General features: G+C 68.3%; 10 protein-coding genes. 7 read left to right on the forward strand and 3 right to left on the reverse strand.

Going from position 1 to position 18702, the window contains the following annotated elements:
* The first annotated feature begins 203 nt into the window (after positions 1 to 203).
* The 6 genes from EEB19_RS07085 to EEB19_RS07110 all read left to right on the forward strand — a co-directional run bounded on the left by EEB19_RS07085 (position 204) and on the right by EEB19_RS07110 (position 13463).
* Positions 204 to 1907, forward strand: coding sequence for an ABC transporter ATP-binding protein (locus EEB19_RS07085; RefSeq protein WP_187584577.1), 1704 nt, complete (start codon positions 204 to 206; stop codon positions 1905 to 1907).
* Positions 1904 to 2752 (forward strand): siderophore-interacting protein, encoded by an 849-nt coding sequence (locus tag EEB19_RS07090; RefSeq protein WP_187584579.1) that lies wholly within the window; start codon positions 1904 to 1906, stop codon positions 2750 to 2752. The genes EEB19_RS07085 and EEB19_RS07090 overlap by 4 nt, the downstream gene beginning before the upstream one ends.
* Before the next feature lie 76 nt (positions 2753 to 2828).
* Complete coding sequence (locus tag EEB19_RS07095; protein ID WP_262365513.1) at positions 2829 to 3833, forward strand: iron ABC transporter permease; 1005 nt, start codon at positions 2829 to 2831, stop codon at positions 3831 to 3833.
* Positions 3830 to 4909 carry an iron chelate uptake ABC transporter family permease subunit gene (locus EEB19_RS07100; protein WP_262365501.1) on the forward strand — a complete coding sequence of 360 codons (1080 nt, stop codon included), beginning with the start codon at positions 3830 to 3832 and terminating at the stop codon, positions 4907 to 4909. Before EEB19_RS07095 ends, EEB19_RS07100 begins: the two co-directional genes overlap by 4 nt.
* The gene (locus EEB19_RS07105) at positions 4906 to 5724 is read left to right on the forward strand and encodes an ABC transporter ATP-binding protein (RefSeq protein WP_187584583.1); all 819 of its coding nucleotides are present in this window, start codon (positions 4906 to 4908) and stop codon (positions 5722 to 5724) included. The genes EEB19_RS07100 and EEB19_RS07105 overlap by 4 nt, the downstream gene beginning before the upstream one ends.
* A complete protein-coding gene (locus EEB19_RS07110) occupies positions 5724 to 13463 on the forward strand; it encodes a non-ribosomal peptide synthetase (RefSeq protein WP_187584585.1) in 7740 nt (2579 codons plus the stop codon). The genes EEB19_RS07105 and EEB19_RS07110 overlap by 1 nt, the downstream gene beginning before the upstream one ends.
* 31 nt (positions 13464 to 13494) lie before the next feature.
* Here EEB19_RS07110 and EEB19_RS07115 read toward each other — a convergent pair whose 3' ends face one another.
* From EEB19_RS07115 to EEB19_RS07125, 3 genes are read right to left on the reverse strand one after another with little or no spacing between them, the layout of a single operon-like run.
* On the reverse strand, positions 13495 to 15036 hold the full coding sequence (locus EEB19_RS07115; RefSeq protein WP_187584587.1) for a phospholipase C: 1542 nt from the start codon (positions 15034 to 15036) through the stop codon (positions 13495 to 13497).
* Between the two features lie 19 nt (positions 15037 to 15055).
* Positions 15056 to 16180, reverse strand: a complete 1125-nt coding sequence (locus EEB19_RS07120) for a hypothetical protein (RefSeq protein WP_187584589.1) — start codon at positions 16178 to 16180, stop codon at positions 15056 to 15058.
* Positions 16180 to 17298, reverse strand: a complete 1119-nt coding sequence (locus EEB19_RS07125; RefSeq protein WP_187584590.1) for a phosphotransferase family protein — start codon at positions 17296 to 17298, stop codon at positions 16180 to 16182. The genes EEB19_RS07120 and EEB19_RS07125 overlap by 1 nt, the downstream gene beginning before the upstream one ends.
* Positions 17299 to 17483: 185 nt before the next feature.
* On the opposite strand from EEB19_RS07125, the gene EEB19_RS07130 reads away from it, so the two are divergent.
* Entirely contained in the window at positions 17484 to 18674 is a 1191-nt protein-coding gene (locus EEB19_RS07130) for an oxygenase MpaB family protein (RefSeq protein ID WP_187584592.1), read from the forward strand.
* Positions 18675 to 18702 lie beyond the last annotated feature (28 nt).

The raw sequence follows: 18702 nt of genomic DNA on the forward strand, positions 1-18702 counted from the left end.
AGCTCGCTCCTCAGGGATCGGGGGAGGGCCGCAAGTCCGCTCTGACTCCGGTCCCTGGGGACGGTCGCAACTCCGCTCCGACTCCGGTCCCTGAGGAGCGAGGCGATAGCCGAGCGTCACGAAGGGTTCGTAACGGTCGCAAGTCCGCTCCAACTCCGGTCCCTGAGGAGCGAGGCGATAGCCGAGCGTCACGAAGGGGCGGCATGATCGCCGGTCTGCGTCAGGTGGTCGGACCGGATGCCAGCCGGCGACTGACGCGAGCGCTCGGCGTGGTGGCCGCGGCCGCGGTGCTCGAGGCCGGCTGCCTGGCGCTGGTGGTGCCACTGATGGTCGACCTGTTCGCCGACCGCTTTCCGCGGGCCTGGTGGTGGGCCGGCCTGTTCGTCGTCGTCGGCGGCATCGCACTCGCGTTGGAGCGCTGGGCGATCCGCGCGCAGCGCTCGGTGACGACAGAGGTGGTCGCGACCCTGCATCACCGCGTCGGGGACCACGTGATGACACTGCCCCTGGGATGGTTCACACCGGCACAGCAGGATTCGTTGAACCGACTGCTCAACGACGCCACCCAGTCGCTGGCGGTCATGCTCAACGCCATCGTCACCCTGAACGTCCGTGCGGTCGCGACCGCGGGAACGCTGTGGGTGGTGATCGCGGTGGTCGACCTGCCGACAGCACTCGTGGTGGCCGTCGCGGCGGGAGTGCTCGTCGTGATCTATCGCGTCGCGACGCATCTGAACCGCCAGGGCAACACCGCCCGGGTGGCCGCCACGCAGGAGATCGGCGCGCAGGTTCTCGAATTCGCCCAGAAGCAGGCGGTTCTGCGGGCACACGGTCGTCTCGGCGAAGCCGGCACGGACCTGCGCGCTGCGCTGCATCAGGTTCGTCGGGCGTCGTCGTCGTACTTCCGTGGTGCGATCATCGGTGTCACCGCCTTCTCGGTCGGGACGGCTCTGCTCGTGTCCGCCGTCCTGTGCACGGCATGGTGGCGCCTTCAGGACGGCGCCATCTCGGTGGCGGTGGCGATCTCGCTGGTCGTGTTGGCCACGCTGATCGTCGACGCCGTTGCCGCGCTCGGCCGCACGGGTAGCGTCATCTGGGCCGCGGAACAGACGGTGCACGAGATCGGCGAGATCCTCCAGACGCCACCGCTGGCGGAACCCGGCCAGTCGGCCCGTATCGCGGACGCAGGCGTCGAGTTCTGTGACGTGCGATTCGGTTACGAGGCGGATGTGCCGGTCGTCGACGGAGTCTCGTTCCGGATTCCGTCCGGTGGGGTGTGTGCCGTCGTCGGACCGTCGGGGACGGGCAAGACGACGCTCGTCCGACTGGCCGCCCGCTTCTGGGATGTCGACGCGGGTCGAATCCTGCTGGGCGGCGCAGATGTCCGCGAACTGCGCACCGTCGACCTGATGCGGCACGTGGCCGTGGTCTTCCAGGACTCGTACCTGTTCGACGGCACGATTCGTGACAATGTCACGATGGGGAAACCCGACGCCGCGCCCGCCGACATCGACCGCGTCGCAACACTCGCCCGCCTCGACGAGATCGTGGAACGTCTTCCCGCCGGCTGGGATACCCAGGTAGGCGATCGTGGCACCGCATTGTCCGGCGGTGAACGCCAACGGGTGTCGATCGCCCGAGCCCTGCTGAAGGATGCCCCGGTCGTCCTGCTCGACGAGGCCACGTCTGCGCTCGACCCGGAGAACGAGTCCGCCGTCCGCGAGGCGCTCGGACATCTCGGCGAGGGACGCACCCGCCTGATCATCGCCCATCGCCTGCAGACCGTGCGGGCGGCAGATCAGATCGTATTCCTCGACGGCTCGGGTGGCCCGGTATCCGTGGGCACACACGATGACCTGATGGACGGCAACATCCGATACGCCCACTTCTGGAAGGAGATGAGATGAGCACAGCCCGGCTCGCACCTCACCACACCGATGTCAACCTGGTCATGTACGACCTCACGCCACGGTTCCTGGAGGTGATCCGGTCGGAATCGTTGACCCCACAGATGCAGCGGGTGACGTTCCGCTGCACCGATCCGGACGGCTTCCACTTCGTACCGATGGCGCCCGACGAACACGTCAAACTGTTCTTCCCGCAGCCGGGGACCGACGAGATCGTGATGCCCGGGATCGGTCCGAACGGGATCGTGCCACCCGCCGACGGAGTGCGTCCGACCTATCGCGACTACACCGTTCGCGCCTTCGACGCCGAGCGAGCCGAGGTCGTCATCGATTTCGTCCTGCATACCCACGGGGTGGGTGGATCATGGGCGGCGAAGGCTCAACGGGGAGAGCGCCTCGGCATGCTCGGTCCGCGCGGCTCGCACATCTATCCGACCGGCTACGACTGGTATCTGCTCGCCGCGGACGAGACCGCTCTCCCCGCCATCGGCCGGTGGTTCGAGGAACTCCCCGCCGAGAAGGAGATCGTGGCGTTCATCGAGGTGTCGGGACCGCAGAACGAGGTCGACCTCCCGGCCCGACCCGGTGCGCGCGTCACCTACCTGCACCGAGGCGACTCCGAACCCGGCAGCAGTCCGCTGTTGCCGGAGGCCATCCGCGACGCCGAGTTCCCCGCGGGCGACTACTTCGCCTGGATCGCCGGCGAGGCGAACACGCTCAAACCGATCCGTCGGTACCTGCGCCGTGACCTCGGCGTCCCCAAGAACCGCGTCAAGGTCGACGGGTACTGGCGCAACGGAACCGTCAATCTCGATCACCACGATCCCGGCGACGACGAAGACTGACACGGTGCCACAGGACAATCGGCTCGAGCCACGGACGGCCGAGGCAGCTCCCGCGACGCCGCCGGCGCAGTACACGGTGAGCGCGTCGAACACACGACGCGTCATCGGCGCGGTCGTCGGTGTCGTGCTGCTCCTGGTCGTCTGCGCGCTCAGCGTCGCGATCGGCGCGAAGACGATCCCCCTCGGCACCGTCGTCGACGCCGTCTTCTCGGGCGCCCACACCGACGACGCGATCATCATCCGTGAACTGCGGGTGCCCCGAACAGTTCTCGGACTGATCGTCGGAATGGCGCTCGGCGTGGGTGGTGCACTCATCCAGGGCATGACGCGCAACCCGCTGGCCGACCCCGGACTGCTCGGTGTCAACGCCGGCTCGGCGTTCTTCGTGGCCGTGGCAGTCGGACTGCTCGGACTGACCGGGATCTGGTCGTACGTATGGTTCGCGTTCGCCGGTGCCGCCGTCGTGTCCGTCGCGGTGTACCTGCTCGGGTCGATGGGCCGCGCCGCACCATCCCCGATCCGGCTGACGCTCGCCGGGGTCGCGGTGAGCGCGCTGCTGACCGGTGTCACCACCGGCCTGACGCTCCTCGATCCCGAGGCCTTCGACCAGATGCGGTACTGGCGAGCGGGATCCATCGCGGGCCGTGACCTGTCCGTCACCGCCGCGGTCGCACCGTTCATCGTGGTCGGTCTCGTGCTGGCGGTGGTCGCGGCCCGGTCGCTCAACGCGCTCGCCCTCGGCGACGACACCGCGCGGTCGCTGGGCGCGAACGTCGGCCGCACTCGGGTCATCGGCACCGTCGCGGTCACGTTGCTCTGTGGCGCAGCGACTGCGGCAGCCGGACCGATCTCCTTCGTGGGACTGATGATCCCGCACATCGCACGCTGGGTCGTCGGGCCCGATCAACGGTGGATCGTCGCCTACAGCGTTCTCGGTGGAGCGATCCTCGTGTTGCTCGCCGACGTCGTGGGCCGAGTGATCATCCGCCCCGGGGAGATGCAGGTGGGCGTGGTCACCGCATTCATCGGTGCGCCGGTGCTGATCCTGCTGGTGCGCCGGGCGAAGGCGAGCGGCCTGTGACCCGCACACTGACCCGGGAGACCACGGCGATCGACTTCGGTCGATCGGTGATCGTCCTCCGTGGCCCACACGGATCGCCGTCGGTGCGCATCGGCGTCCGGTCTGTCATCGTCATCCTCACGCTCACCATCGCCGCCCTGCTCGTCGCCGTGGTCGCGCTTGGCACCGGAGATTATCCGATCGCCCCCGTGCGGGTGATCGAGACATTGGTCGGCGGCGGAACACGATTCGAGAACCTGGTGATCACCGAGTGGCGGTTGCCGCGCGTTGCCTGTGCCCTCGTCCTGGGTGCCGTGCTCGGGGTCAGCGGTGCGATCTTCCAGTCGCTCACCCACAACGCACTGGGCAGCCCCGACATCATCGGCTTCAACACCGGCGCCTATTCCGGCGCGCTGGTGACCATCCTGATCATCGGCACCGATCACCAGTACGGAACGGCGCTGGGCGCGCTCCTCGGCGGTGTCGCGACCGCGCTCGCGGTCTACGTGTTCGCATTCAAACGGGGCGTCCAAGGATTCCGGCTGATCATCGTCGGCATCGCGCTGAGTGCCATGCTCGCGTCGCTGAACACCTGGCTCATCCTCAAGGCCGACCTCGACGACGCGCTCTCGGCCGCCACGTGGGGCGCGGGCACCCTCAACGGCATCACCTGGGCGGATGCCACACCAGCGTTGGTGGTCTCGGCGATCCTGGTGCCGTTCATCATGATCGCGGCGTACATCGGGCCGGTGATGGAGATGGGCGACGACACGGCTCGCGCGTTCGGCGTGCGGGTGGAACCGACGAGACTGTTCGTGATCGTGCTCGGCGTCGCACTCACAGCGATCGCGACCTCCGTCGCCGGACCGATCGCCTTCGTATCCCTGGCCGCCCCGCAGCTCGCCCGTCGACTCACCCGCAGCGCGGGTGTGGCCCTCGCGCCAGCAGCCGCGATGGGTGCGCTCCTACTCGTCGGCAGCGACTACGTCGCCCAACATGCGTTCGCGCCCACCCAGCTTCCGGTCGGCGTCGTCACGGCATCGGTCGGCGGCGTCTATCTGGTCTGGCTCTTGGCACAGGAGGCTCGACGACAATGACCACGAACCACACACCGGTGCCTGCCGCAGAGAGCCGGCTGCGAGCGCAGGACATCACCATCGGCTATGACGAACGTGTCATCAGCGAGTCGCTGTCCATCGACATCCCGGATGGGGCCTTCACCGTCATCGTCGGGCCGAATGCCTGCGGCAAATCGACCCTGCTGCGGGCGCTCTCGCGACTTCTCACGCCGACGTCGGGATCGGTGATCCTCGACGGCAGGTCGATCCGCGCATATCCCGCCAAGGAGGTCGCGCGCCGTCTGGGTCTGCTGCCGCAGACATCGGTGGCGCCCGAGGGCATCCGCGTCGCCGAACTCGTCGCGCGCGGCCGATTCCCCCGGCAGTCGATGTTCCGGCAGTGGACACCGGACGACGAGTCGGCGGTGCAGGAGGCGATGGCCGCCACCGGGGTCACCGAACTCTCGGCTCGGTTGGTCGACGAACTGAGTGGTGGTCAGCGACAACGGGTCTGGGTGGCGATGGTCCTCGCCCAGGAGACCCCACTGGTCCTGCTCGACGAACCCACCACGTTCCTCGACATCGCCCATCAGATCGAACTGCTCGATCTGTGCCACGAACTCAATCGGGAACGCGGCCGCACCATGGTCGCCGTGCTGCACGACCTCAATCACGCCTTCCGGTACGCCGATCACCTCGTGGCGATGAGGGACGGGCGGATCGTGGCCCAGGGGCGGCCGGCCGACATCGTCGACGCCCAACTGATCGACGAGGTCTTCGGCCTGCGTTGCCGAATCATCGACGACCCGGAATCCCATACACCACTGGTGATTCCGCGACTGAGAGGAACCTGATGACCGAACAGACCGTCACCGCGATCGGCGTCACCGGCGCCCAGGCGGGAGTCTGGTACGGCCAACAGCTGATCGGGCCGTCGTCGACATTCGTCGTCGGACAGGTGTGGGAACCCCACGAACCCGTCCACCTGCGTTCGCTCGTCGACGCGATCTCCGCCGCAGTCGGCGAGGCGCCCGGACTGTCCTGCGCGTTCGGCACCGCCGACGGTGAGGTCATCGCCCGGCCCCATGCACACCGGGTGGATGACGTCTCCGTGATCGACCTGTCCGGGGAGGTCGACCCGGCTGCCGCAGCCACCAGATGGACGTGGGACGCTGCGCACACACCCCTCGACCCCGCCACCGACCCCTGCTTCGAGGCGACGGTGCTCCGGCTGGGTGAGGACTCCCCGGAGGCGCCGGGCCACACCCCGGTCATCGTGTGCGTGCGTGCACATCACATCGTCGCGGACGTGTTCGCGCTCGGACTGCTCGGCCGGCGCGTCGCCGAACTGTACGCCGCCGGCCGAACCGGGTCTCCGGCTCGTGAGGCGTGGTTCGATCCGCTGACCGACGTGCTCGACGCCGAGTCGCGCTACCGCTCGTCCGAAGATCATGCTCTCGACCAAGACTTCTGGCGCGACGAACTGGCCGCCACCGGAGACGTCACCACCCTGCGCCGGCCCGACGGGCCGGAACGTCGGACGAGCGGGGTCATCTCGGATCGGGCGACCGTCGACGGCGCCACCGCCGAGCTTCTCGCCGACCTCGGTGCGCGGCACGGCGGGTCGTGGGGGGATGCGGTCACCGGAATCCTCGCCGCGCACATCGGCGGGCGAGCGGGGTCGCCTCGGGTCGTGCTCGGCTATCCGATGATGAACCGGCTCGGCACACCGGCCTTCGCCGTCCCGACGATGGTGGTCAACGTGGTACCACTCGCTCTGTCGGTCGACGGGTGGTCGACGGTCGACGAAGTGACATCGGCCGCCATGACCGGCATCCGGCGCATCCGTCCGCACTCCCGATTCCGGGGCGAGGACATCGCGCGTCTCGGGGAACGCGGACTGCCGTCGATCTGGCTGAACGTCAAGGCCATCGACGACCATCTGAGCTTCGGCGACGTGGACGTGACGGTGCACTCGCTGGCGCGTGGCCCGGTCGAGGAACTGACGGTCACGGTGCGACGATCCGTCGGCGGTGCCATCGAATTGCAACTCGACGCCGACGACTCGCGATATGACCGCCGGCGGCTGTCCGAACTGGCCGGGGATCTCGCCGACGTGCTCTGTCACGCAGCACAACCCGAAGGGTGGGAAAAACCGGTCGCTCGAGCGGCGCAGGTCGCATCGTTCACCGACGTGCAGTCGGCGGATCCCGCGCTGTCGGTGTCGACGTTCGCAGATGCGCTGTCGGCGAGCCTGGGTGCCGGCGCCTGTACCGATCGTGACGGGATGGCGGTCGTCGCCGGGGATGTGCAGATCGGCCGGGCGGATCTCGAACGGCGCGTTCGGCTGCTCGCCGGGCTGTTGCTCGCCGACGGCGTCCTGCCCGACGACCGGGTGGCCGTACTCCTGCCGCGCGACGAGTCCGCGGTCGTCGCACTGGCCGCGGTCGCCATCACCGGAGCCACTCTCGTCCCGATCGATCCCGACTATCCCGCAGATCGCCTACGCCACATACTCACCGACAGCCGTCCGAGGATCGTCCTCACCCGGCAGGATGTCGCAGTGCCGGACACAGCCGCGACGGTCGTGCATCTCGACGACCGCGCGACATGGGCGCGTGCAGAGGCACTGGAGTCCGAACCACCTCGCGCAGAGGCACATCGGATTCCGATGCACCCGGATCACCTGTCCTGCATCGCATACACCTCCGGCTCCACCGGCGTCCCGAAAGGCGTGATGGTCACCCAGGCGGGCCTGGTGAACAGACTGGCCTGGGCGGCGCGGGAGTGGCTGCACCACGACGTGGGGCACAGCCCATCTGATCGGACCACGTTGTGGAAGAGCCCGATCGGCTTCATCGACGGGATCACCGAGGTGTTCGGGGCGCTCGTCCGCGGCGATCGGATCGTCGTCGCCGATGGCGATGCCGCCAGGGACCCGCGGGCTCTCGTCGACTTCCTGGCCCGCCACCACGTCGCGAGTCTGACTGCGGTGCCGTCGCTCCTTCGCGAACTCGTCGACAGCGGCAACGGGGCGACGACGTCGACCGGCCGGCTGTGGGTCTCGAGCGGTGAATCGTTGCCGGAGGCGGTCGTGCGCCGGGTGTACGAGTCCGATCCGGCTGCGCGGCTGATCAATTCGTACGGCTCCACGGAGGTCACCGGTGACGCGACCTATGGTGAGGTCCGCACCGACGAGGTGGTGACGATCGGATCCGCGGTCCCCGGATGCCGGGTGGCGATCCTGGACTCGTGGTTGCGTCCGGTGCCGGACGGCGACGTCGGAGAGCTCTACATCGGCGGCATCCAACTCGCGCGCGGCTATCACGGCCGACCGGAATGGACCGCCGACCGCTTCATCGCGGACCCGAGCGCATCGGGCGCCCGGATGTATCGCACCGGCGACCGTGCCGTCCGCGGCGACGGCGGTCGCATCCGGGTGATCGGACGTGCCGACGACCAGGTCAAGATACGTGGTGTCCGGGTCGAACCGGCCGAGGTGGAACGTGCTGTCGCGCAGGCACCCGGGGTCGACGAGGCGATCGTGTCGGTCGTCCGCGACGCACACGACGACCCGATGTTGGTCGCCTATGTCACCGCGTTGACGTCACCGATCGATGTCGCGACGGTGCGTGCGCACGTCGCAGATGCTCTGCCCTCGCAGATGATCCCGTCGAGCATCGTGGAGATCGCCGAGGTCCCGCGATCGGCACACGGGAAGATCGATCGGCGGGCGCTACCCAAGTTCCACGTCCGATCCGACGACCTCACGCCGCCCGCGACAGCGACCGAGGCGGCGGTGGCCGAGGCGTTCTCGACGGTCCTCCGGCGGGGTGGCCGATCGCGGACCGACGACTTCTTCGCTCTCGGCGGACATTCCCTGCTCGTCACCCGGTTGCTCAACACCCTCGGCGAGCAGTTCGGTGTGGGTCTGGAGATGCGCGACGTCTTCGACCGTCCCACCGTCGCCGAGATCGCCGACATGATCGACCGACGCCGGGACGATGCACGTCCCGAGAGCATCGTTCCCCGGATCGGCGACGTCGGGCCACGACCCGCGATCACCGGGTTGTCGGCGGCGCAGGAACGGCTGTGGTTCCTGTTCCGGCTCGAAGGCCCGACCGCGGCCTACAACATCCCCATCGTGTTGCGTGTACCGGAAGAACCCCATCTCGCGGCGCTCGACGCCGCCCTGTACGACGTGATCGAACGTCACGAGACGCTGCGGACCGTCATCACCGAGGACGGTGACGGTGTCGCCTGGCAGCAGGTCCTGCCGATGGACGAGGTGCGGTGGACCGCAACGGTGATGGATGTCGACAGCCGAGCCGCCGACGATACGATCCGCTCGGTGGCGGCGTACCGCTTCGACCTCGCGACACAGACACCGTTCCGCGCCGTCGTCATCCGTGAGGGCGCCGGTGTGGACGGTACCGAATCCGACTGTTGGATCGTGCTTCTCGTCCATCACATCGCCGGGGATGAATGGTCATCGCCGATCCTGGTGGACGATCTGTCGCGTGCCTACCTCGCGCGCGCCGCCGGTGACTGGACATCTCCGTTCGCCACCGCGCCCTTGCCGGTGTCCTACCGCGATCACACGCATTGGCAGCACGTGGTGCGTGATCATCCCCGACGACAGGAGGGGATCGACCGGTGGCGGCGCCGATTGGACGGTGCGCCCGAGGAACTCGCGTTGCCGTATGACCGTTCACGGCCGTCGATCACCAGCTACCGCGGTGACCGGGTGGCATTTCGCCTCGATCCGGCGATCGCCGATCGTCTGCGGGGGACTGCTCGCGACCGTCGGGTGTCGATGTTCATGCTCGTCCATGCGGCAGTCGCCCTGGCGCTGTCCGAAGACGGTGCGGGCGACGACATCGTCGTCGGCACGCCGGTCGCCGGACGCGACGATGCCGCCGTTCACGCGCTGGTGGGGTTCTTCGTCAACATGGTCGTGCTGCGTACCGATCTCGGCGGTGACCCGACACTGGGTGAACTGATCGACCGGATTCGGGCCGACGACCTGGATGCCATGTCGCTGTCGGATGTGCCGTTCGAAGCCGTCGTCGACGCGGTGTCGCCGGAGCGGGCCATGGGTCGACATCCGTTGTTCGGCGTCATGGTTCAGTTCCGGGCGGACTGGGGGATTCCCGACTTCGCCGGCCTGCCCACCGAGGTCACACCCGTCGATCCGGGGACCGCCAAATTCGATCTGACCGTCGACGTGACCGAGCATACGGGCTCCGGCGCCATCGACGTCCGGCTCGACTACGCGACCGACCTGTTCGACCGCGCGACGGTCGAGATGGTGGCGCGACATCTGGATCGTGCACTGGGGCTTCTGTGTTCCTCACTCGACCTGCGCCGCTCGCAGGTCAGCCTTCTCGACGACGACGAGCGCGCGGTGGTGCTCCGGGAGTGGGCACTGCCGTCCGCAGATCCCGCATCGCCCGGAACGGAGCGTCCGTGTGGCCGAACCACAGTCGACCAGCAGCTCCGGGAAGTCGCCACCCGGTACGCGGACAAGCCCGCGATCCGCCTCGGGGAGACCGTGGTCGATCACCGGGACCTGGACCGCGCGGCCACATCGGTGGCCGACAGGTTGCGCCGGGCGGGTGTCGTCGGTGGCGACCGCGTCGCGGTCCTCATGTCACGCAGCGAGCTCCTGCCGATCGCGATCGCGGGAGTGTGGCGCGCCGGCGCCACGTGCGTGCCGGTCGATGCGACCCATCCGGCCGATCGCATCGAGCACGTCCTGCGTGATTCCGGTGCCACGGTCGTGCTCGGGGATGGGGTGACCCTTCGTGACGCGCCGCTCGTTCCTCGCGGCGCTCCTCAGGGATCGGGCGGTGACGCGCCGACGGGTGGCTCATCGGCTGATGAGGAGCGAGCCGGTGCGGGTGGCTCACCGGTCCCTGAGGAGCGGGCCGGTGCGTGTGGCTCACCGGTCCCTGAGGAGCGAGCTTGCGAGCGTCACGAAGGGCCCCAGACGATCCTCCTCGACCGCGACATCCTCGACCGCGACACGCTAGAGCCGACCGCGCCGGACGTCGTCGTGTCGCCCGTCGATCCCGCGTCGTCGGCGATGCTCCTCTACACGTCGGGCTCGACGGGGACGCCGAAGGGCGTGGTGCTGTCGCATGCGGCGCTCGCCCATCGGATCGGGTTGGCGGAGAGCGACTTCGGGATCGGTCCGGACGCAGTCGGAATATCGAAGTCCGCCATCGGATTCGTCGACGCGTCGACGGAACTGTTCGGTGTGCTCTGCGCGGGTGGGACCGTCGTGATCGCCGACGACACGACCGCCCGCGATCCGTCTGCGCTCGCCGAGATGATTCGCGCACAGCAGATCACCGAACTCGTCACTGTCCCGACGATGGCTCGTCTCGTAGCCGATGCGGGCGCGCTGCCGTCGCTGCGCCGATGGGTCTGCTCGGGTGAGGTGCTGACCGCGGAGACCGCACGACGGATGGCCGCCTGCGCACCTGACGCGACGATCGTCAACCTGTATGGGAGTACCGAGATCACCGGTGATGTCACCGGTCACACGGTCGGTGCCACGGACCCGGACGCGTCGGTGTCGATCGGGCGTCCGTTGCCCGGATCGTCGGTGTACGTGCTGGATCGCAGTCTGCGCCCGACTGCGCCGGGCGTCCGGGGCGAACTCTACGTCGGCGGAGCGCATCTGGCCGACGGCTATCTCGGCCGCGGCCCGGAGACCGCACTACGGTTCATCGCCCACCCCCTCGCCTCCACACCGGGCGAGCGGCTCTACCGCACCGGTGATCTCGCCAGATGGGACCGTGCGGGAGCACTCCATGTCCTCGGTCGCTCGGACGACCAGGTCACGATCCGCGGTGTGCGCATCGAACCCGGTGAGATCGTCGGCGTTCTCGAGGCGCTGCCGGACGTCGAGGGAGCCGTCGTCCTGCCCACGACCTCGACACGCACGGGGGCGACGATGCTCGTCGCCTACGTCGTGCTGCGCGAACCGCATCGGGGATCGGATCGATCCGATGGGCAGACACTGCGGGCGTCGTTGATCGGTCGACTTCCGGAGAGCATGATCCCGGCCGCGGTGATCATCCTGGACCGGTTCCCGGTGACACCGAACGGCAAGATCGATCGACGCGCGTTGCCCGCTCCGGAGGCCGACGCGCCGACGCGGCATCGCGAACCGACCACCGAACGAGAGGCGACATTGCGCGAGATCATCGCGCGCGAACTCGGTCTCGGGCCGGACCGGATCAGCGAGGTGGGCGTCGACGACGATTTCTTCGCCCTCGGAGGTGACAGCATCGCATCGCTACGGGTCGTCGCGGCCGCGGTGCAGGCGGGGATTGCGGTGACCTCCCGGCAGATGCTGGAACTGCGAACGGTGGCCGCGCTCGCCGAGGCGGCCGGAGAGATCGACGATCACGGTGACGGACCGAAGTCCGAATCTGTGGTGGACACTCCGATTCCGATGCCGCCGAACCCCGTTGTGCACTGGCTGCGCGCATCGGGTCGGGACGTCGACGATTGCGTGGTGACGGCCGAAGTCCCCCTCGACACACCACCCGATGACGCTGCCTTGGCAGAGGCGGTCGGCGCCGTGACCCGACGTCACGATGCATTGCGGCTGCGGGTGACCCCGAAGAACAAGCTGGTGTGGGTCACCGAGGTGATGCCGGTGGACTCCGTTGTCGCAGAACGCCCTTCCGAGGCGCCGTCGGCGTCGGTCGCGGACGCAGCCGAGCGCGCCGTCGGACGGGTGCGCATCACCGGGGGCGCCCCGCTCGCGGTCGAGGTGGTGGCGGGTCGACGACCGTCGATCGTCGCCGCGGCCCATCAGGTGGCAGTCGACCGCGAATCCCTTCGTGCGGTGTCGGCCGAGATCGTCGGAGCCCTGGAGGGACGCGCACCCACGGCGTCGGTCCCGTCGATCGTCGAGATCACCACCGCCCTGGACGATCTGGCCCGTTCGGAGGAGGCCGAGCGGCGTGCCGAGCGAATGGTCGCCGGCGCCCCGGCCGTGCTCGCGGCCCGACCAGCGCTTGCAGGTTACTCCGGGCGAAGCCCGGTCGCCGCCGCGACCGGCGTCCTCGCGACCGCAGATCCGGACGCGATCCGCGATGCCTACGTCGCGGCCCTGCTCGCGGAGACAGGCGACGGGACTGTGGACGTCGTCGTCGATCTCGGCGCCCTGCTACCGGATCCGGGCGCCTTCGGCGTGGCAGCCCGGTCGGCGGTTCATCCGTGGTCGGCCGCCGACGGTACCCCCCTCGACCTCGGGATCGACGGCGTCCCGGCAGAGGCGGGGGCGTGGTTCGCGTTGCTCCGCCACGGGCATCGTGGGGCGCGCAAGGCGTTCAAACGGCTCGCGAACGGTCCTGCATTGCTGACCGGGAGCCATGGTCTCCCGTCCGCCCGTCCCGCGACGCGTGAGGGAATCGAAGCCGACCATCTCATCGTCGGCCGATTCCGGATCGCCGACGACCCGGACACCGGCCTCCCGGCCGCGACGGAGATCACCGTGCTCGCACCCGGCGCGGAGCTGGCCGAGCGGCTCGTGGCGACATGGGCCTCGGAGACCGCCGAGCGAAAATGACCGAGGGAGATGACCAGGTGGGATCGTCCGGTCAGACGATCCCGCTCGGCGCCCTGCGGGTACCGGGTTGCTGGCGCGGCATGCGGTTGGGCGGGACCGGGTAGGGCCGGCCCCTGCCGAGGGTTCCCGCTGCGACATTGGGTCCGCACTGCACCAGCGCATTCTGCACGCCCGGTACCGGATCGCCGAAGTGCGGTCGCGCCGCGTCGGGTCGGCGGGCGAGGTCGAAGGTGGAGGTCATGTCGCCGACGACGCGACGCCGCCATGGCGTCAGGTTCGGGACGTCGACGCCGAATCGCTTCTCGATGAGCCGCAGCTGGGAGGTGTGGTCGAAGGTCTCCGACGAGACGAGACCTCCGCGGCTGTACGGTGAGATCACGAAACACGGTACGCGGTAACCGAGTCCGATCGGGCCTCGGATGCCTTTCGACGATGCGACGGCACCGATGTCGGGGACGCTGACGTATTCGCCCGGGGTGCCCGCCGGCGGCGTCGGTGGGGTCACGTGGTCGAAGAACCCGCCGTTCTCGTCGTAGCTGATGATCAGTGCCGTCTTCTCCCACACCTTGCGGTTCGAGGTCAGGATGTTGAGCAGTTCGACGATCCCGACGGCACCCATCGCCGCGGGCAACGCCGGATGCTCGCAGTTGAGTGCCGATGGGATGACCCAGGAGACCCCGGGCAGACGATCGGCGGCGACATCGGCCGCGAAGTCGGTGGGATAGGTGGGTGCGATCCCGCGCCGTGCCAGTTCGGATGCCGGATTCTGGGCTTGCTTGAAGCAGCCCATCATCCCGTCGAGGACCACACTCGACACCGGCCCGAGATCCTTGTTGTTGTAGATCTTCCAGCTCACCCCCGCATCACGGAGGTTCTCCGGCATCGTTCGCCAGGTGTAGGCGAATTTCGGTATCAGAGTGGGTGTCTCGAGCAGGGGTCCGCCGTGGGTGCCGGCCGGATCGATGGTCGCGCTCATCCAGTAGAGCCGGTTCGGGTCGGTGGGGCCGAGGACCGAACAGTGGTAGTTGTCGCAGAGGGTGAAGGCCTCGGCGAGTGACCGATGCACCGGGATGTCCTCGCGCTCGTAGTAGCCCATCAGCGCAGGGGCATTCGCCGGGCCGACGGACGCGATCGACATCGGAAGCCAGCCGTCGTTGCGACCGCCGTTCCACGATCGATGCATACCGGCCCACGAATGATCCGGATCGTTGATGCACTCTCCGTCGAGGTTGGCATCGTTGCGGGTGTCGAGCCGAAACGGCAGCGTGTAGCCACTCCTCGTCGGACCGACACCGGGAGCCCACCCGTGCTGCTTCCAGACCGCGGATGCCTCACCGAAACCGCGCACGCCCGAATAGGTTCCGAAGTAATGGTCGAACGACCGGTTCTCCTGCATGAACAGGACGATGTGCTCGATGTCGTCGAGCGAGCCGGTCCCGGCCGGGTCGGCCGACGCGTACGCCCGGTCGATGATGGGGGCCGCCCAGGACGTCAGGAGGGCGCCCCCTCCGACCGCGCCCACACGGGCCAGGAATTCGCGACGGGACAGGCCCGCGAACGGTGTATCCGACATGACTCTCCCATCGGGGCTTTCACGGAGCCGTGTCAGTGTAGCCGGTGAATCCGTATTGCTCGTGTGGTCCGATGGCAGCGAATTCGAACAGCCCACAACCGTTTTCCTCGTTGTCGCCGTCGAATCGGACGAATCGGGTGAAGTGGTCGGTCACGCAGAACAGCTTCATCGTCGGATCGAGCTCGGAGACCTTGAGGTGGAGATCGGAGACCTTGAGATCGCCCTGCCACATCCCGTGCCGCCAATCGGCCTCCAGCCCGTAGCCCGTGCCGAACGCGAGAAAGTTCGCCAGATCGGGATGACAGGTGACGGTCGTGACCGCGCCGGACGGGCGGGTGAAACGCAATGTCGCCTCGGCCGCCTCCCGCGTGCCGGGCACGAAGGTGATCTCGTGGGACACATGACCCAGCCATTCGGGCTCGCGGTTCGGATCGTGCCAGACGCGTCGGGCGTCGTCCATGACACGCTCGCCGGTCTCGGTTTCCTGGACGACGACCACGATCGCGTGATCGGAGAACTCCATCACCGAGTAGATCCAGAAGAAGGTCCCGGAGATCGAGGCATCGGCCCGACGGCCCGGCGGTTCCGGTTCGCCGACGGGACGCACACCCCACGAGCGGTCGCGGTTGCCGCGCCACGGCCCCGGTTCGACGTCGAACCGCGCGCCGTCGACGGCCAGCCGGCCCGACCACAGGCCGGTCTGCACGAACCGTTGCGTGTCGAAGGTGACTCGTTCCATCTGACGTTGGAAGTGTCGCGGTTCCAGCGCCGCAGGCCCGTTGGCGACGAACTCGAGGTCGAAGGACAGATCGCCGTGTCCGTCCTCGAGCGCGACCCGGATGCGCCGCAGACCGTCGAGGATCTCGACGGTGAACGGTCCCACGGTCAGGTCCGTGCGGTCGGCGCCCAGTGCCTTCGACGCCCGCACCACGATGTGTTCGTCACGGTGGCGCACCACGGCGAAGCAGTCGGTGACCCCGAGGTTCGGGTAGACGCCTAGTCCGATGATGAGCCACGGCGAATCGGCATCGGGGCCATGGCAATTGAAGTAGTAGCGGTCGTAGAAGTTGCGGTCCGAGGTCTCGACATGGCGGATGACCTCGGCGACCTGGTGGATGGGGTAGTCGTCCATCGGTGACAGCATCAGCGCACTCCCGCCCAGTAGGTGCCGGCCAGCATCGTCTCGACGGTGCCACGATGCAGGATCATGTCGTCGGTGTCGGCCGGCTCCTCGGCCTGGCCGAAGTGGATCGCGCGCGACTGGATGCGATACATCACGACGGCGTGGATGAGAGCCGCGTAGGTGATGTAGAAGTCGAGGTCGCGCGGCTCGTATCCGCTGGTTCGTGCATAGGCGTCTGCGACGTCGTCGCGGCGCAGGAAATCGGGCAGGCCGGCCATCCCGGCCATCTCCGCGAGGTCTTGGAAGAAGCGATGCAGGAAGATCAGCCACGCGACGTCGAGTTCGCGCGGACCGTAGGCGGCCATCTCCCAGTCGAGTATCGCGACCGGCGAGAGGTCCCGATAGATGACGTTGCCGATACGGGCGTCGCCCCACGTCAACACGGGGTCGGACTCAAGGGGGAGATGCTCGTCCACCCACGCGAAACCGCGCTCTATCAAGGGTGATCCGGCGCGTCCCCGCGCGGCCCAGGCGTAGAACTCCCGCAGCCGTCGGACGTGCGCGCGCAGGGGGCTCTCGCCGGGTCGGGGAAGGTCGAGCAGACTCTCGGGCACCGGTGCGGAGTGGATCATCGCCAGCGTCTCGATCGTCTTGTCGGCGACGGTCCGCCGGTCGTCGTCGGAGACCTCGGTGAGCCAGGAGCCGAAGGTGTAGGGCATGACATCAGGCGGGATCACCCCGTCCACGCGGCCCATGAGGAAGAACGGGGCGCCGAGCGGCCCCGGGTCGGGCTCGGACCAGTACAGCGTCGGCAGCGGTACGTAGGTGGTCGACGCGACGTGCTGGATGAGCCTGAACTGACGGTCGAGATCGTAGGTCGGGAACACGGGATCGCTGTCGGGTGTGGGGGCGACACGGGCCACCAGGCGGTGTTCGGTGTCCTCCCACACGGCATCGAGCACGATCGTCTCGCTCGACATGCCGTTGGCCGACGGGATCTCCAGGCGGGTGATCGTGGCGGGCGACCGCGTGACGGTGGGCAGCCAGTCGGTGAGACGTCCACGCAGCCAGTCGGGGTCGCGGCGCGACGACGACGGGCGCGCGACCTCGGTCGGGTCGATCGAATCGTTCTCCGGCATAAGCACATCCATCGGCGAGTGGGAGTGTGGGCGGAGAGAATTAGAACATGTTCCACCCGTGCCGTGGGCCGGGTCGGCCGGATCCGTCTGGGACGACCGACTGCACCGAGCGTCTGAGAGGACACGGCGTCGGGCCGTCCGCCCACATGCTTGACCTGCGGACACGCGGTGATCACCATGGACGTGTGGACGCCGCGTCGATCACCGGAGCGCGCAACTGGGAAGCGGTCCGAGAGCGTCACCCCGAGGCCGTGGCCGGCCTCGAGGACGGACTCGTGCGCTCCGATGATCTCGCCGACGCGGTGATCGCACAGATGCATCAGCGCGGTGTGGCCTGGCCGCGCCTCCTGGACATGGTCGCGACCGGCGCCGAGGAGCCCGACACGCTGCCGGCGCTGGCCGACCTGTTGCGTTCGGCGAGTGAGTGCCCCGCGTGGTTCGACCCGGCGCTGGCCGAGGCGGGAGCCCGCGCCTGGTGGCGATTCGGCACCCTGCAGTCGTCGACGCTGTATCAATCGCTCATCTACGGCTACAAGGCGCAAGGATTCGTCCGTCCGCTGGCGGCGACGGGTCGACTGGGGGAGGGAACCCTCGAGCGCGTGCAGAACACCGCACGCTGGGTAGCCGAGGCGACAGCGCCGGGATCGATGCGTCCCGGTGCGGCGGGCTGGGTCGCCACGATCAGGATTCGGCTGCTGCACGCACTGATCCGCGATCACCTGCTCGTCGACCGCTCGGGTTCGGGAGTCGCGTGGGATGTCGACGCCTGGGGGGTGCCGATCAACCAGACGTATTCGGCCCTGACCATCAGCGGGGGCTTCCTGGTGCTGCCGCTGATGATCGGGCGCGATCTCGGCATCCGGTACAGCAGCGCCGAACGCGAGGCGATCACCCACCTCTGGCGTCGCATCGGCGCCGTCATCGGCGTCGACGACGATCGGCTGCCCGGCGACTTCGCGGCTGCGCGAACCTTGTTCACCATCGCCGCCGAATTCGAACTCGAGCCGGATGAGGTGTCCAAACAGTTGACACGGGCGCTTCTGCGTGACGGTTACGACCTGCAGAACGCGATCCCGCTACCCGGTCCGGTCGTGTCGGCGATGGGTTTGGTGATCAAACCCGTGCTGTCGACGTCGTTCTCGGCGATCAGCACGCGGTGGGTGGAGGAGTCGGCCGTCGGTGGACTCGGTCTGCGCCGGACGCCACTGCACCATCTCGTGGATGTCGCGCGTCCGGCCGTACGTCTGCGCGAAGTGCTCCGCGCCACCGGGGTTCTGGGTTCGGAGAGGGCCGTCGTCCGTCGTGAACTGCGCACCGTGCGACGCGGACTCGGCTTGCCGCCCGTCGACGCCGAGGCATTGACCCAGCCAGGTTAGTGTTGATAACTTAACGCCGGTAAGCCAC

The sequence above is a fragment of the Gordonia sp. OPL2 genome, assembly GCF_003797825.1.
In the GTDB taxonomy this organism is placed as follows: domain Bacteria; phylum Actinomycetota; class Actinomycetes; order Mycobacteriales; family Mycobacteriaceae; genus Gordonia.